Annotated in this window: 14 protein-coding genes and 1 tRNA gene; 13 read left to right on the forward strand and 2 right to left on the reverse strand. The window is 53.1% G+C overall.

Going from position 1 to position 16,462, the window contains the following annotated elements; genetic code table 11:
* The first annotated feature begins 165 nt into the window (after window positions 1-165).
* From ACLJRU_RS16295 to mtr, 12 genes are all read left to right on the forward strand, one after another.
* Window positions 166-242 (forward strand) — tRNA-Met (locus ACLJRU_RS16295).
* Window positions 243-449: 207 nt separating this feature from the next.
* Complete coding sequence (rimP, locus tag ACLJRU_RS16300) at window positions 450-902, forward strand: ribosome maturation factor RimP (protein WP_000105461.1); 453 nt, start codon at window positions 450-452, stop codon at window positions 900-902.
* Window positions 903-929: 27 nt separating this feature from the next.
* A complete protein-coding gene (gene nusA, locus ACLJRU_RS16305) occupies window positions 930-2,432 on the forward strand; it encodes a transcription termination factor NusA (RefSeq protein WP_001031038.1) in 1,503 nt (500 codons plus the stop codon).
* Window positions 2,433-2,456: 24 nt separating this feature from the next.
* Window positions 2,457-5,135, forward strand: a complete 2,679-nt coding sequence (gene infB / locus ACLJRU_RS16310) for a translation initiation factor IF-2 (protein ID WP_001540961.1) — start codon at window positions 2,457-2,459, stop codon at window positions 5,133-5,135.
* 220 nt (window positions 5,136-5,355) lie between these two features.
* The gene (rbfA, locus tag ACLJRU_RS16315) at window positions 5,356-5,757 is read left to right on the forward strand and encodes a 30S ribosome-binding factor RbfA (RefSeq protein ID WP_001040208.1); all 402 of its coding nucleotides are present in this window, start codon (window positions 5,356-5,358) and stop codon (window positions 5,755-5,757) included.
* Window positions 5,757-6,701 (forward strand): tRNA pseudouridine(55) synthase TruB, encoded by a 945-nt coding sequence (gene truB, locus ACLJRU_RS16320; protein WP_000089674.1) that lies wholly within the window; start codon window positions 5,757-5,759, stop codon window positions 6,699-6,701. The genes rbfA and truB overlap by 1 nt, the downstream gene beginning before the upstream one ends.
* A gap of 150 nt (window positions 6,702-6,851) precedes the next feature.
* Window positions 6,852-7,121, forward strand: coding sequence for a 30S ribosomal protein S15 (gene rpsO / locus ACLJRU_RS16325; protein ID WP_000059465.1), 270 nt, complete (start codon window positions 6,852-6,854; stop codon window positions 7,119-7,121).
* Between the two features lie 241 nt (window positions 7,122-7,362).
* Window positions 7,363-9,498 carry a polyribonucleotide nucleotidyltransferase gene (gene pnp / locus ACLJRU_RS16330; RefSeq protein WP_001670767.1) on the forward strand — a complete coding sequence of 712 codons (2,136 nt, stop codon included), beginning with the start codon at window positions 7,363-7,365 and terminating at the stop codon, window positions 9,496-9,498.
* Window positions 9,499-9,607: 109 nt separating this feature from the next.
* The gene (gene nlpI / locus ACLJRU_RS16335; RefSeq protein WP_000802069.1) at window positions 9,608-10,492 is read left to right on the forward strand and encodes a lipoprotein NlpI; all 885 of its coding nucleotides are present in this window, start codon (window positions 9,608-9,610) and stop codon (window positions 10,490-10,492) included.
* A 105-nt stretch (window positions 10,493-10,597) separates the two neighbouring features.
* Entirely contained in the window at window positions 10,598-10,678 is an 81-nt protein-coding gene (gene yrbN / locus ACLJRU_RS16340; protein ID WP_010723222.1) for a protein YrbN, read from the forward strand.
* Entirely contained in the window at window positions 10,671-12,560 is a 1,890-nt protein-coding gene (gene deaD, locus ACLJRU_RS16345; protein WP_000807248.1) for an ATP-dependent RNA helicase DeaD, read from the forward strand. The genes yrbN and deaD overlap by 8 nt, the downstream gene beginning before the upstream one ends.
* Before the next feature lie 153 nt (window positions 12,561-12,713).
* The gene (gene mtr / locus ACLJRU_RS16350) at window positions 12,714-13,958 is read left to right on the forward strand and encodes a tryptophan permease (protein WP_001540960.1); all 1,245 of its coding nucleotides are present in this window, start codon (window positions 12,714-12,716) and stop codon (window positions 13,956-13,958) included.
* Between the two features lie 60 nt (window positions 13,959-14,018).
* Here the strand turns inward: mtr and ACLJRU_RS16355 are convergent, their stop codons facing one another.
* On the reverse strand, window positions 14,019-14,549 hold the full coding sequence (locus tag ACLJRU_RS16355; RefSeq protein ID WP_001294027.1) for a hypothetical protein: 531 nt from the start codon (window positions 14,547-14,549) through the stop codon (window positions 14,019-14,021).
* 158 nt (window positions 14,550-14,707) lie between these two features.
* On the opposite strand from ACLJRU_RS16355, the gene ACLJRU_RS16360 reads away from it, so the two are divergent.
* Window positions 14,708-15,427: a murein L,D-transpeptidase family protein gene (locus ACLJRU_RS16360; protein WP_000532745.1), complete on the forward strand. Its 720-nt coding sequence runs from the start codon at window positions 14,708-14,710 to the stop codon at window positions 15,425-15,427.
* On the opposite strand, the gene ACLJRU_RS16365 is transcribed toward ACLJRU_RS16360, so the two are convergent.
* Window positions 15,405-16,412, reverse strand: a complete 1,008-nt coding sequence (locus tag ACLJRU_RS16365) for a luciferase-like monooxygenase (RefSeq protein WP_187790660.1) — start codon at window positions 16,410-16,412, stop codon at window positions 15,405-15,407. The genes ACLJRU_RS16360 and ACLJRU_RS16365 overlap by 23 nt on opposite strands.
* Window positions 16,413-16,462: the final 50 nt, after the last annotated feature.

Consider the following 16,462-nt stretch of genomic DNA (forward strand, 5'->3'; position numbering starts at 1 on the left):
ATAACGAAGAGTGGTATTCATTCATCTGCATATTGGGAATAGGGTTGACATAACTCATGCCTGGTCACTATACTGTGCGCAGATTTTACGTCCCGTCCTCGGTACCAAATCCCAGCAGTATTTGCATTTTTTACCCAAAACGAGTAGAATTTGCCACGTTTCAGGCGCGGGGTGGAGCAGCCTGGTAGCTCGTCGGGCTCATAACCCGAAGGTCGTCGGTTCAAATCCGGCCCCCGCAACCACTTTCCCTTAGAGTTCTTTTTCAAATATACTGTGAAGATTATGTCCTTCGTAGCTGGATTTGAAAAAAATTCTTTCGGAAGGTACACCAGACCGCCGTTGCGGTTATAGGGTTCAGTTATCTAAAGCCCCGATTTATCGGGGTTTTTTGTTATCTGACTACAGAATAACTGGGCTTTAGGCCCTTTTTTTATGTCTTGGGGGTGGGCTTGTCCACATTAGAGCAAAAATTAACAGAGATGATTACAGCGCCAGTTGAAGCCTTAGGCTACGAGCTGGTCGGCATCGAATTTATTCGCGGTCGCACATCCACACTGCGCATCTATATTGATAGTGAAGATGGCATCAATGTTGATGATTGTGCTGATGTGAGCCACCAGGTAAGCGCGGTGCTGGACGTTGAAGATCCTATCTCCGTGGCTTACAACCTTGAAGTCTCGTCACCGGGTCTCGACCGTCCTATGTTCACTGCCGATCATTATGCGCGTTTCCAGGGTGAAGAAGTCGCGCTGGTTCTTCGCATGGCGGTACAGAACCGTCGCAAGTGGCAGGGCATTATCAAAGCGGTGGACGGTGAAATGATTACCGTCACAGTCGAAGGCAAAGATGAAGTGTTCGCGCTGAGTAATATCCAGAAGGCGAACCTGGTTCCCCACTTTTAACAGTCTGGATGAGGTGAAAAGCCCGCGATGAACAAAGAAATTTTGGCTGTTGTTGAAGCCGTCTCCAACGAAAAAGCGCTGCCACGCGAAAAAATTTTTGAAGCGCTGGAAAGTGCGCTGGCGACAGCAACAAAGAAAAAATATGAGCAGGAGATCGATGTTCGTGTAGAAATCGATCGTAAAAGCGGTGATTTTGATACTTTCCGCCGTTGGTTGATCGTTGAAGAAGTGACCATGCCGACGAAGGAAATTACGCTGGAAGCGGCGCGTTTTGAAGACGAAAGCCTGAATGTCGGCGACTATGTTGAAGATCAGATTGAATCTGTCACCTTTGACCGTATCACCACGCAGACTGCGAAACAGGTTATCGTACAGAAGGTCCGTGAAGCTGAACGCGCGATGGTTGTCGATCAGTTCCGCGACCAGGAAGGCGAAATTGTCACTGGCGTGGTGAAGAAAGTGAACCGCGACAATATCTCTCTGGAAATTAAATCCGAAGGGATGGCCGGTAACGCTGAAGCGGTGATTCTGCGTGAAGATATGCTGCCGCGCGAAAACTTCCGCCCTGGCGACCGTATTCGCGGCGTGCTGTATGCTGTTCGACCGGAAGCGCGTGGCGCGCAGCTGTTCGTCACCCGTTCCAAGCCGGAAATGCTGATCGAACTGTTCCGCATCGAAGTGCCGGAAATCGGCGAAGAAGTGATTGAAATTAAAGCGGCGGCTCGCGATCCGGGTTCTCGTGCGAAAATCGCAGTGAAAACCAACGATAAACGTATCGATCCGGTCGGCGCTTGCGTGGGGATGCGCGGCGCGCGCGTTCAGGCGGTCTCTACCGAACTGGGCGGTGAGCGTATTGATATCGTGCTGTGGGATGATAACCCGGCGCAGTTCGTCATTAATGCGATGGCGCCGGCAGACGTCGCGTCTATCGTGGTGGACGAAGATAAACATACCATGGATATCGCCGTTGAAGCCGGTAATCTGGCGCAGGCGATCGGACGTAATGGTCAGAACGTCCGCCTGGCTTCGCAATTGAGCGGCTGGGAACTCAACGTAATGACCGTTGATGACTTGCAGGCTAAACATCAGGCTGAAGCACATGCCGCTATCGAGATTTTTACTAAATATCTTGATATTGATGAAGAGTTCGCGACCGTTCTGGTAGAAGAAGGTTTCTCCACGCTCGAGGAACTGGCCTATGTGCCAATGAAAGAACTGCTGGAAATTGACGGCCTTGATGAGCCGACCGTTGAAGCACTGCGCGAGCGTGCTAAAAACGCACTGGCCACTCTGGCGCAGGACCAGGAAGCAAGCCTCGGTGATAACAAACCGGCTGACGATCTGCTGAATCTGGAAGGATTAGATCGCGATATGGCTTTCAAACTGGCGGCTCGTGGTGTTTGTACGCTGGAAGATCTCGCCGACCAGGGCATTGATGATCTGGCTGATATCGAAGGGTTGACCGACGAAAAAGCCGGTGAGCTGATTATGGCTGCCCGTAATATTTGCTGGTTCGGCGACGAAGCGTAATAAACTGTAGCAGGAAGGAACAGCATGACAGATGTAACCCTAAAAGCGCTGGCCGCAGAGAGACAGGTTTCCGTGGATCGCCTGGTACAGCAGTTTGCTGATGCAGGTATCCGGAAATCTGCTGACGACTCTGTGTCCGCACAAGAAAAACAGACTTTACTGGCGCACCTGAACCGCGAAGCGGTTTCTGGTCCCGATAAACTGACGCTGCAGCGTAAAACGCGCAGCACCCTGAATATTCCAGGTACCGGTGGAAAAAGTAAATCGGTACAAATCGAAGTCCGCAAGAAGCGCACCTTTGTGAAACGCGATCCGCAAGAGGCTGAACGCCTGGCCGCGGAAGAGCAGGCGCAGCGTGAAGCGGAAGAGCAAGCCCGTCGTGAGGCAGAAGAACAGGCCAAACGCGAGGCGCAACAAAAAGCTGAACGCGAGGCCGCAGAACAAGCTAAGCGTGAAGCCGCTGAAAAAGCGAAACGTGAAGCTGCGGAAAAAGACAAAGTGAGCAATCAACAGACTGACGATATGACCAAAACCGCCCAGGCCGAAAAAGCCCGCCGTGAGAATGAAGCTGCAGAGCTGAAGCGTAAAGCGGAAGAAGAAGCACGTCGCAAACTCGAAGAAGAAGCGCGTCGTGTAGCAGAAGAAGCTCGCCGCATGGCGGAAGAAAACAAATGGACCGCAACGCCTGAGCCAGTAGAAGACACCAGTGACTATCATGTCACCACTTCTCAGCACGCTCGCCAGGCCGAAGACGAAAACGATCGTGAAGTAGAAGGCGGTCGTGGTCGTGGCCGTAATGCAAAAGCAGCGCGTCCGGCGAAAAAAGGCAAACATGCCGAATCCAAAGCCGATCGCGAAGAAGCGCGTGCTGCGGTTCGCTGCGGTAAAGGCGGCAAGCGTAAAGGGTCTTCTTTACAGCAAGGCTTCCAGAAGCCCGCTCAGGCCGTTAACCGTGACGTGGTGATCGGTGAAACCATCACCGTTGGCGAACTGGCGAACAAGATGGCGGTGAAAGGCTCTCAGGTCATCAAAGCGATGATGAAGCTGGGCGCCATGGCCACCATCAACCAGGTCATCGACCAGGAAACCGCACAGCTGGTTGCCGAAGAGATGGGCCACAAAGTTATCCTGCGTCGTGAAAACGAACTGGAAGAAGCGGTAATGAGCGACCGTGATACCGGCGCTGCGGCTGAACCGCGCGCACCGGTTGTGACCATCATGGGCCACGTTGACCACGGTAAAACCTCTCTGCTGGACTACATTCGTTCCACGAAAGTAGCCTCTGGCGAAGCGGGCGGCATTACCCAGCACATCGGTGCTTACCACGTTGAAACTGACAACGGGATGATCACCTTCCTGGACACCCCGGGCCACGCCGCGTTTACTTCCATGCGTGCTCGTGGTGCGCAGGCAACGGATATCGTGGTTCTGGTGGTTGCGGCAGACGACGGCGTGATGCCGCAGACTATCGAAGCTATCCAGCACGCGAAAGCGGCAGGTGTGCCGGTCGTGGTTGCGGTGAACAAAATCGATAAGCCGGAAGCCGATCCGGATCGCGTTAAGAACGAACTGTCCCAGTACGGCATTCTGCCGGAAGAGTGGGGCGGCGAGAGCCAGTTCGTTCACGTGTCTGCGAAAGCAGGTACCGGTATCGACGAACTGCTGGACGCTATCCTGCTGCAGGCCGAAGTTCTGGAACTGAAAGCGGTACGTAAAGGTATGGCGAGCGGTGCGGTGATCGAATCCTTCCTGGATAAAGGTCGTGGTCCGGTTGCTACCGTGCTGGTTCGTGAAGGTACGCTGCATAAGGGCGATATCGTACTGTGTGGCTTCGAATACGGCCGCGTGCGTGCGATGCGTAACGAACTGGGTCAGGAAGTGCTGGAAGCGGGTCCGTCCATTCCGGTGGAAATCCTCGGCCTGTCCGGCGTTCCGGCTGCCGGTGACGAAGTGACCGTCGTTCGTGACGAGAAGAAAGCGCGTGAAGTTGCTCTGTATCGTCAGGGTAAATTCCGTGAAGTGAAACTGGCGCGTCAGCAGAAATCTAAACTCGAGAACATGTTCGCCAACATGACCGAAGGCGAAGTTCACGAAGTGAACATCGTGCTGAAGGCCGACGTACAGGGTTCCGTGGAAGCGATTTCCGACTCCTTGCTGAAACTGTCTACCGACGAAGTGAAAGTGAAGATCATCGGTTCTGGCGTAGGTGGTATCACCGAAACCGACGCGACCCTGGCTGCGGCGTCCAACGCGATTCTGGTGGGCTTCAACGTTCGTGCTGATGCTTCTGCGCGTAAAGTGATCGAATCTGAAAGCCTGGATCTGCGTTACTACTCCGTCATCTATAACCTGATCGACGAAGTGAAAGCGGCGATGAGCGGCATGCTGTCTCCGGAACTGAAACAGCAGATCATCGGTCTGGCTGAAGTGCGCGATGTGTTCAAATCGCCGAAATTCGGCGCGATCGCGGGCTGTATGGTTACCGAAGGTACGATTAAACGCCATAACCCAATCCGCGTTCTGCGCGACAACGTGGTTATCTATGAAGGCGAGCTGGAATCCCTGCGCCGCTTCAAAGATGACGTTAACGAAGTCCGTAACGGCATGGAATGTGGTATCGGCGTGAAGAACTACAACGACGTTCGCGTTGGCGATATGATTGAAGTGTTCGAGATTATCGAGATCCAACGTACCATCGCTTAATCTTCGTCGTCTTTTGGGCCGCAACGGCGTTGGCTGCGCTCGCTCACCCCGGTCACATAGTTATCTATGCTCCCGGGGATTTACGAGCTTGCCGCCTTGTTGCAATCCAAAATCCTTAGAAGATGATTAGGCGTAGGCCGGGTAAGCGAAGCGCCACCCGGCAAGAAATTTAAAAAGGGGCTTATGGCCCCTTTTTTGTCTTTATTCTGGAGAATTTATTATGGCGAAAGAATTTGGTCGCCCTCAGCGCGTAGCGCAAGAGATGCAGAAAGAGATCGCGCTCATCCTGCAACGCGAAATCAAAGATCCACGTGTAGGTATGATGACCACCGTATCGGGTGTTGAAATGTCCCGCGATCTGGCATACGCCAAAGTATTCGTGACGTTCCTCAACGATCAGGACGAAGCGGCTGTGAAAAACGGCATTAAGGCCCTGCAGGAAGCGTCTGGTTTCATCCGCAGCTTGCTGGGTAAAGCGATGCGTCTGCGCATCGTACCGGAACTGACCTTCTTCTACGACAACTCGCTGGTGGAAGGGATGCGTATGTCCAACCTGGTGACTAACGTGGTGAAGCATGACGAAGAACGTCGTGTGAACCCGGACGACAGCAAGGAGGACTGATGAGTCGTCCTCGTCGTCGTGGCCGCGACATTCACGGCGTTCTGCTGCTGGATAAGCCGCAGGGTATGTCCAGCAATGACGTGCTGCAGAAAGTTAAGCGCATCTACAATGCCAACCGCGCCGGGCATACCGGCGCGCTGGACCCGCTGGCGACCGGCATGTTGCCGATTTGCCTCGGCGAAGCGACAAAATTTTCGCAGTACCTGCTGGATTCTGACAAACGCTATCGTGTTATTGCCCGTCTGGGGCAGCGCACGGATACCTCTGACGCCGATGGTCAAATCGTGCAGGAGCGTCCGGTGACTTTCAGCGCTGAGCAGCTTGCGAGCGCGCTGGAGACCTTTCGTGGGGATATCGAACAGATTCCCTCGATGTATTCGGCGCTGAAGTATCAGGGCAAGAAACTGTACGAATATGCCCGCCAGGGTATCGAAGTGCCGCGCGAAGCCCGCCCGATTACCGTCTATGAGCTGCTGTTTATTCGCCATGAAGGTAACGAGCTGGAGCTGGAAGTTCATTGCTCCAAAGGCACCTATATTCGTACCATTATTGATGATTTAGGTGAGAAACTGGGCTGTGGCGCGCACGTAACGTACCTGCGTCGTCTGACGGTCAGCAAGTATCCGGTGGATCGTATGGTGACGCTGGAGCATTTGCAGACGCTGGTAGCACAGGCGGAACAGCAGGGCGTTCCGGCGGCGCAGTTGCTCGATCCATTATTGATGCCAATGGACAGTCCAGCTTCGGACTATCCTGTTGTTAATCTGCCGTTAACATCTTCGGTATACTTCAAAAATGGCAACCCGGTTCGTACCACGGGCGCGCCGTTGAAGGGACTGGTTCGTGTGACGGAAGGTGAAGACGATAAATTTATCGGTATGGGCGAAATTGACGACGAAGGCCGTGTCGCGCCTCGTCGGCTGGTAGTAGAGTACCCAGCGTAATGTCGCTTCGTCTTGCGATAAGAGAGCGCTGCGAGTAGAATACCGCCGCTTAACGTCGCGTAAATTATTTAACAGTTTACGCGGCGTACACTGGGATCGCTGAATTAGAGATCGGCGTCCTCTCATTCTTAAATACTTTGGAGTTTTAAAATGTCTCTAAGTACTGAAGCTACAGCTAAAATCGTTTCTGAGTTCGGTCGTGACGCAAACGACACCGGTTCTACCGATGTTCAGGTTGCTCTGTTGACTGCACAGATTAACCACCTGCAGGGTCACTTTGCAGAGCATAAAAAAGATCACCACAGCCGTCGTGGTCTGCTGCGTATGGTTTCTCAGCGTCGTAAACTGCTCGACTACCTGAAACGTAAAGATGTTGCACGCTACACCGCGCTGATTGAGCGTCTGGGTCTGCGTCGCTAATTCTTTCGAGTTTCAGAAAGAGGGGGCCTTCATGGCCCCTTTTTTCCAGCAGATGGCAGCAATTCGCTGGAAACTAATGTATTGTTGCTATGAATGATCTTCCGTTGCAGAGGTTCGCGCGGCTAATGAGAGGCTTTACCCATATCAGGGTTAGGGTTGTCATTAGTCGCGAGGATGCGCAGAAGATCGGGTATTAAAGACGGCGCGTATTATGCCGTCAAAAATTGGAAAGGATATTATTTTGCTTAATCCGATCGTTCGTAAATTCCAGTACGGTCAGCATACCGTTACGCTGGAAACTGGCATGATGGCGCGTCAGGCCACTGCCGCTGTTATGGTAAGCATGGATGACACCGCCGTATTCGTTACCGTTGTCGGCCAGAAAAAAGCCAAGCCAGGCCAGGACTTCTTCCCACTGACCGTTAACTATCAGGAGCGTACCTACGCTGCTGGTCGTATCCCGGGCAGCTTCTTCCGTCGTGAAGGCCGTCCAAGCGAAGGCGAAACCCTGATCGCGCGTCTGATTGACCGCCCGGTTCGTCCGCTGTTCCCGGAAGGCTTCGTTAACGAAGTGCAGGTTATCGCGACCGTCGTTTCCGTTAACCCGCAGGTTAACCCGGATATCGTGGCGATGATCGGCGCATCCGCTGCGCTGTCGCTGTCCGGCATTCCGTTCAACGGCCCAATCGGCGCGGCGCGCGTAGGTTACATCAATGACCAGTACGTGCTGAACCCGACCCAGGACGAGCTGAAAGAAAGCAAGCTGGACCTGGTGGTTGCCGGTACCGAAGCGGCTGTGCTGATGGTGGAATCCGAAGCTGAACTGCTGAGCGAAGACACTATGCTGGGCGCGGTGGTATTCGGTCACGAGCAGCAGCAGGTTGTTATCCAGGCGATCAACGATCTGGTGAAAGAAGCCGGTAAACCGCGTTGGGACTGGCAGCCGGAAGCCGTCAACGACGCGTTGAACGCGCGTGTTGCTGCGCTGGCTGAATCTCGTCTGAGCGACGCGTACCGCATCACCGATAAACAAGAGCGCTATGCTCAGGTTGACGTAATCAAATCCGAAACCATCGAGCAGCTTATTGCAGAAGATGAAACTCTGGATGCTAACGAGCTGGGCGAAATCCTGCACGCTATCGAGAAAAACGTGGTGCGTAGCCGCGTACTGGCAGGCGAGCCGCGTATTGATGGCCGTGAAAAAGACATGATCCGTGGTCTGGACGTGCGCACTGGCGTACTGCCGCGTACTCACGGTTCCGCTCTGTTTACCCGTGGTGAAACGCAGGCGCTGGTTACCGCAACTCTGGGTACTGCCCGTGACGCGCAGGTGCTTGATGAACTGATGGGCGAGCGTACTGACAGCTTCCTGTTCCACTACAACTTCCCTCCGTACTCCGTAGGCGAAACCGGCATGGTCGGTTCTCCGAAGCGTCGTGAAATTGGTCACGGTCGTCTGGCGAAGCGCGGCGTGCTGGCAGTGATGCCGGACATGGATAAATTCCCGTACACCGTTCGCGTGGTGTCTGAAATCACCGAATCCAACGGTTCTTCTTCTATGGCTTCCGTGTGCGGCGCTTCTCTGGCGCTGATGGACGCTGGCGTGCCAATTAAAGCCGCCGTAGCAGGTATCGCTATGGGTCTGGTGAAAGAAGGCGACAACTACGTTGTACTGTCTGACATTCTGGGCGACGAAGATCACCTGGGCGATATGGACTTCAAAGTGGCGGGTTCCCGCGACGGTATCTCTGCGCTGCAGATGGATATCAAAATTGAAGGTATCACCAAAGAGATCATGCAGGTTGCGTTGAACCAGGCTAAAGGTGCGCGTCTGCACATCCTGGGCGTGATGGAACAGGCGATCAACGCGCCGCGCGGCGATATCTCTGAATTTGCGCCGCGTATCCATACCATCAAGATCAGCACGGACAAGATCAAAGACGTGATCGGTAAAGGCGGTTCTGTGATCCGCGCGCTGACTGAAGAGACCGGCACCACCATCGAAATTGAAGATGACGGTACTGTGAAGATCGCGGCGACCGACGGTGAAAAAGCGAAATACGCTATCCGTCGTATCGAAGAGATCACCGCAGAGATCGAAGTCGGCCGTATCTACAATGGTAAAGTGACCCGTATCGTTGACTTTGGCGCGTTTGTTGCCATCGGCGGCGGTAAAGAAGGTCTGGTTCACATCTCTCAAATCGCGGATAAGCGTGTAGAGAAAGTGACCGATTATCTGCAGATGGGTCAGGAAGTCCCGGTTAAGGTTCTGGAAGTTGACCGCCAGGGCCGTGTACGTCTGAGCATTAAAGAAGCAACCGAGCAGTCTCAACCTGCGGCTGCGCCGGAAGCTCCGGCGAGCGAACAGGCCGAGTAAGGTAGCCTTTTGCCCTCCGCAGTGCGGAGGGCTTTAGACCTGGCTGGACGCCTTGTTGAGCCACCGGGGAACAGGACGTTCATTCAATCGTTGTCTTCGGGAGTGGGAAATGAAGCCTTTTTTGCGCTGGTGTTTCGTTGCGACAGCACTTACGCTTGCAGGATGCAGTAATTCCGCCTGGCGTAAAAGTGAAGTCCTCGCAGTACCATTGCAACCGACTTTACAGCAGGAAGTGATTCTGGCGCGTATGGAACAGATTCTTGCCAGTCGGGCTTTAACCGATGACGAACGCGCACAGCTTTTATATGAGCGCGGAGTGTTGTATGATAGTCTCGGTTTGAGGGCATTAGCGCGAAATGATTTTTCACAAGCGCTGGCAATCAGACCGGATATGCCTGAAGTATTCAATTACTTAGGCATTTATTTAACGCAGGCAGGCAATTTTGATGCTGCCTATGAAGCGTTTGATTCTGTACTAGAGCTTGATCCAACTTACAACTACGCGCACTTAAACCGCGGTATCGCATTGTATTACGGCGGCCGTGATAAGTTAGCGCAAGATGATCTGCTGGCGTTTTATCAAGACGATCCCAATGATCCTTACCGCAGCCTGTGGCTGTATCTTGTTGAGCAGAAGCTTAATGAGAAGCAGGCGAAAGAAGCGTTAAAAGCACGCTTCGAAAAATCGGATAAAGAGCAATGGGGATGGAACATTGTCGAGTTCTACCTGGGCGACATTAGCGAAGCAACGCTGATGGAAAGGCTCAAGGCGGACGCAACGGATAACACCTCGCTCGCTGAGCATCTCAGTGAAACCAACTTCTATTTAGGTAAGTATTACCTAAGTCTGGGGGATTTGGACAGCGCCACGGCTCTGTTCAAACTGGCGGTGGCCAACAACGTTCATAACTTTGTTGAGCACCGATACGCATTGTTGGAATTATCGCTCCTGGGCCAGGACCAAGATGACCTGGCAGAATCGGACCAGCAATAGCTGACGAACATATCAGCCCGTAATCTTTTTGATTGCCATCACCTTCGCGGGTGAGGGCGTTGTTGTTCGTTAATACACCTACTTTGAGCCGGTTCACACTTTTCAATGAAAATTGCAGATCAATTTCATGATGAGTTATGTAGACTGGCCGCCATTAATTTTGAGGCACACGTACTACATGGCTGAATTCGAAACCACTTTTGCAGATCTGGGGCTGAAGGCTCCTATCCTTGAAGCCCTTACCGATCTGGGTTACGAAAAACCATCTCCAATCCAGGCAGAGTGCATTCCGCATCTGCTGGGCGGTCGCGACGTGCTGGGCATGGCCCAGACCGGTAGCGGCAAAACCGCAGCGTTCTCTTTACCGCTGCTCAACAATCTTGATCCTGAGCTGAAGGCACCTCAGATTCTGGTGCTGGCGCCAACCCGCGAACTGGCGGTACAGGTTGCCGAAGCCATGACGGATTTCTCTAAACACATGCGCGGCGTAAACGTGGTTGCCCTGTACGGCGGTCAGCGTTATGACGTGCAGTTACGCGCCCTGCGTCAGGGTCCGCAGATCGTTGTCGGTACGCCGGGACGTCTGCTTGATCACTTAAAACGCGGCACCCTCGACCTCTCTAAACTGAGTGGTCTGGTGCTGGATGAAGCCGACGAAATGCTGCGTATGGGCTTCATCGAAGACGTTGAAACTATTATGGCGCAGATCCCGGAAGGTCATCAGACCGCTCTGTTCTCCGCCACCATGCCGGAAGCGATTCGTCGCATTACCCGCCGCTTTATGAAAGAGCCGCAGGAAGTGCGCATTCAGTCCAGCGTGACTACCCGTCCTGACATCAGCCAGAGCTACTGGACTGTCTGGGGTATGCGTAAAAACGAAGCGCTGGTGCGTTTCCTGGAAGCGGAAGACTTTGATGCGGCGATTATCTTCGTACGTACCAAAAACGCGACCCTGGAAGTAGCAGAAGCGCTGGAACGTAGCGGCTACAACAGCGCCGCGTTGAATGGCGATATGAACCAGGCGCTGCGTGAGCAGACTCTGGAACGCCTGAAAGATGGTCGTCTGGACATCCTGATCGCTACCGACGTTGCGGCACGTGGTCTGGACGTTGAACGTATCAGCCTGGTGGTGAACTACGATATCCCGATGGACTCCGAGTCCTACGTTCACCGTATCGGTCGTACCGGCCGTGCGGGTCGCGCCGGTCGCGCGCTGCTGTTCGTTGAGAACCGCGAGCGTCGTCTGCTGCGCAACATCGAACGCACCATGAAGCTGACCATTCCGGAAGTGGAACTGCCGAACGCAGAACTGCTGGGTAAACGCCGTCTGGAAAAATTCGCCGCGAAAGTTCAACAGCAACTGGAAAGCAGCGATCTGGATCAGTACCGTGCGCTGCTGGCGAAAATCCAGCCGTCTGCTGAAGGCGAAGAGCTGGATCTCGAAACGCTGGCTGCCGCACTGCTGAAAATGGCGCAGGGCGAGCGTCCGCTGATCCTGCCGCCGGATGCGCCGATGCGTCCTAAGCGTGAATTCCGTGACCGTGACGACCGTGGTCCGCGCGATCGTAATGACCGTGGCCCGCGTGGCGATCGTGAAGAACGTCCGCGTCGTGAACGTCGTGACGTTGGCGATATGCAGTTATACCGCATTGAAGTGGGCCGTGATGACGGCGTTGAAGTTCGTCATATCGTGGGCGCTATCGCTAACGAAGGCGACATCAGCAGCCGTTACATTGGCAACATTAAGCTGTTCGCGTCTCACTCCACCATCGAGCTGCCGAAAGGTATGCCGGGCGAAGTGCTCCAGCACTTCACGCGTACCCGCATTCTGAACAAGCCGATGAATATGCAGCTGTTGGGTGATGCGGTTCCGCACGCGGGCGGCGAACGTCGCGGCGGTGGTCGTAGCTTCAGTGGCGAACGTCGTGAAGGCGGTCGTAATTTCAGCGGCGAACGTCGTGAAGGTGGTCGTGGTGATGGTCGTCGCTTCAGCGGCGAACGTCGTGAAAGCCGTGGTCCGCGTCGTGATGACTCTACCGGTCGCCGTCGTTTCGGCGGTGATGCGTAACTCACGCTGACCTGCGCATTCACAGCGTAAAGTAAAATATACAGCCCCGATCGTCACAATCGGGGCTTTTTTTATTTCTTTTGTACTCGTGTACTGGTACAGTGCAGCGTATTGAGAGATAGTCACACTATAAATGACTGGAGAGAGAGCTGAATGGCAGCACTTACCACCACCCAAACGTCACCTTCGCTGCTTGGCGGCGTGGTGATTATCGGCGGCACCATCATTGGCGCGGGGATGTTCTCCCTGCCGGTGGTCATGTCCGGGGCGTGGTTCTTCTGGTCGATGGCGGCGCTGGTCTTTACCTGGTTTTGTATGCTGCACTCCGGGCTGATGATTCTCGAAGCCAACCTTAACTACCGCATTGGTTCGAGTTTCGACACCATCACCAAAGATCTGTTGGGGAAAGGCTGGAACGTGGTCAACGGCATTTCTATTGCCTTTGTGCTCTACATCCTGACTTACGCCTATATCTCGGCGAGCGGCTCAATTCTGCATCATACCTTTGCTGAGATGTCGCTGAACGTTCCGGCGCGAGCGGCAGGTTTTGCCTTTGCGCTGCTGGTGGCGTTTGTCGTGTGGCTGAGTACGAAGGCGGTCAGCCGGATGACGGCGATTGTGCTGGGCGCGAAAGTGATTACTTTCTTCCTGACCTTCGGCAGCCTGTTGGGGCACGTTCAGCCTGCCACGTTGTTTAACGTGGCTGAAAGCCACGCGTCATATACGCCGTACCTGCTGATGACGCTGCCATTTTGTCTGGCCTCTTTTGGTTATCACGGTAACGTACCGAGCCTGATGAAATATTACGGCAAAGATCCGCGTACCATCGTGAAATGCCTGATTTATGGGACGTTACTGGCGCTGGCGCTCTATTCCGTCTGGCTGCTGGGGACGATGGGCAACATCCCGCGTCCGGAATTTATCGGCATTGCGCAGAAAGGCGGCAATATTGATGTGCTGGTACAGGCGTTGAGCGGCGTGCTGAACAGCCGCAGCCTGGATCTGCTGCTGGTGGTGTTCTCTAACTTTGCGGTCGCCAGTTCCTTCCTCGGCGTGACGCTGGGGCTGTTTGACTATCTGGCGGATCTGTTTGGTTTTGACGACTCGGCAATGGGGCGTTTTAAAACGGCGCTGCTGACCTTCGTACCGCCGATTGTCGGTGGCCTGCTGTACCCGAACGGTTTTCTGTATGCCATTGGTTATGCAGGTTTAGCTGCAACTATCTGGGCGGCCATTGTGCCTGCGCTGTTGGCGCGTAAATCTCGCAAGCGCTTTGGTAGCCCGAAATTCCGCGTCTGGGGCGGTAAACCGATGATTGTACTGATTCTGCTATTTGGCGTCGGGAACGCACTGGTGCATATTTTATCGAGCTTTAATTTGTTGCCGGTGTACCAGTAATTGAACGAGCCGGATGAGCTGTTTTCATCCGGCAATATTTCACAAGTCCGCGAAATGGTATCAAATAAAACCCTGTTTATTATAAAGTTCTTCGGCGAGTGCTTCCCCGTGTTCATCGAAAAAAGCATCGGCGATAGTTAAATTTTCTGCCTTAGGATTTGCCGTTATTCTGCTACCATTGGCGTCAAATTCGAGCGCGATGGCGATCTCCGAACCCCACCAGTAATAATAAATTAGCGCAAAATTATTTTCCCCTGGCGTAATAAATTTCTCGATTCCCCGCACACAGGCCATGAGTGGCATGAAGATTTCATAGCTCTCTGAGAGAAATATGTGATCCATCGTGACTATCTGTGTTTCTTTATTAAAGTTGATATGTTCAGCATAAATATTCTTTTCACTTTCACCAGAATTACATGTGGCAAGATTGTTAAGCATTTTTGCAGGATCGCCGTACAACCTTTGCTCCTCAGTAAACCATGGCAACCAGTCGTCATAGTCTTTAATATTTGTTGCCGGTGAATGGAAAAATTTCTTGAGGTTACTCTCGGTAATATGTGCATGAAGAAAAAAGGAAGCAGGTTCACTCATGATGATTTTCTCTGGTAATAAGTCGATTTATTCATATCCCTGTTCGGCCATGATAAAACGATTACTATTTTATAAAAGTACAGAACTGGACCTTTCCTCTATTTCATATCATAGGAAAATATATACTTGAACTGGTTCAGAATAAGCGGAATACGAAAATGGGGCGTAAAGGACTACTCGCTATTGTATTATTGAGCCTGTTTATCGCTTTTATTTTAAAATTTTTCTGGCTCACTCCGTACGATGAAGACGTTTACCTGCCAGTGGAAAAACCTGTCGCATCGTCTTTAAAAATCATTCACCCCGGCGACCAGTTATTTATCCGCATTCTGAAAGCGGAAGATAAGCTGGAACTGTGGGCAAGCGCCAATAACAAGCCTTACAAACTCTACAAAACCTGGACTATATGCGCATGGTCTGGTGGCTTAGGGCCAAAACATAAACAGGGAGACGGTAAAAGCCCGGAAGGCTTTTATGCCACCAACAAAGGGTTGCTTAACCCAAACAGCCGCTATCATCTGGCATTTAATATTGGCTACCCGAATGCTTACGATCGGGCAAATGGCTACACCGGTGATTTCATTATGGTTCACGGGAACTGCGTTTCGGCCGGTTGCTATGCCATGACCGATGCCGGTATTGAAGAGATTTATCAACTGGTGGCGCAGGCGCTAAACAGCGGGCAGAAGAGCGTGCCTGTCCATATCTTCCCATTTACGATGAATGACGAAAATATGCGCCAGGCGCAAGCATGGCCGGAATATAATTTCTGGCGTATGTTGAAGCCCGGCTATGATTACTTCGAAAAAAATCGCCGATTGCCAACCATCACCGTTGAAAATCGGCGTTATAAAATCAGCCCAACAACTCTTCCTTAACATCCATCGCTAAATCAAACGAATGCAGGCGTGCCTGGTGGTCGAAAATCTGCCCGTTTACCATAATTTCATCCACCTGGGTCTCCCGCAGGATGGATTCCAGCCCGTGGCGGACTTTCGCTTTATCACCGACCAGCGACATACTCAGCGCCTGCTGCACGCCATACTGCTCGGATGGCGACCAGAAGGTCTCCATATTCTCAATCGGCGGCGGCAGTTGGCCGGTTTCCCCACGGCGTAGCTTCACGAAAGCCTGCTGCATGGAGGTAAACAGGAATTCGGCGTCGCGGTTGCTGTCGGCGGCGATAATATTGATACACACCATCGCGTACGGTTTTTCCAGCCGCGCTGAAGGTTTGAACTGGGTACGGTACAGATGCAGCGCCTGGAACAACATATCCGGCGCGAAATGCGAAGCAAAGGCGAACGGCAGGCCAAGCTGGGCCGCCAACTGTGCGCTATACAAGCTGGAGCCCAGCAGCCAGACCGGGACCTGCTCGCCGTAGCCGGGCACCGGGCGCACATGCGGATTAGGGTCGCGAGCGTCGAACCAGTCCACCAGCTCTGCGACATCGCGTGGAAAGTTATCGATATCGCCGCTCATATGGCGACGTAGCGCGCGCATCGTCGGCTGATCGCTACCCGGCGCGCGTCCCAACCCTAAGTCGATACGTCCCGGATAGAGCGTATTCAGCGTGCCGAACTGCTCGGCAATCACCAGCGGTGAATGGTTAGGCAGCATCACGCCGCCGGAGCCAAGATGTAATGTTGTGGTATTGGCCGCCAGATAGCCAATCAATACCGAGGTCGCCGCGCTGGCGATACCGGTCATGTTGTGATGTTCCGCCAGCCAGTAGCGGTGATAACCGCGCTTTTCAGCCAGCCGTGCGAGATCAAGCGAGTGCGTGAAGGCTTCTTTTGCCGAAGAACCTTCAGGGATCGGCGCCAGATCCAGCACCGAGAACGGAATAGTTTTGTCAGTCATAACGGCTCACTTTGTTACCGGTTAATCTTTTAATACTGCATTAAAGATTA

The sequence above is a fragment of the Salmonella sp. SAL00653 genome (assembly GCF_046552515.1).
GTDB classification, from domain to species: Bacteria; Pseudomonadota; Gammaproteobacteria; order Enterobacterales; family Enterobacteriaceae; genus Salmonella; species Salmonella enterica.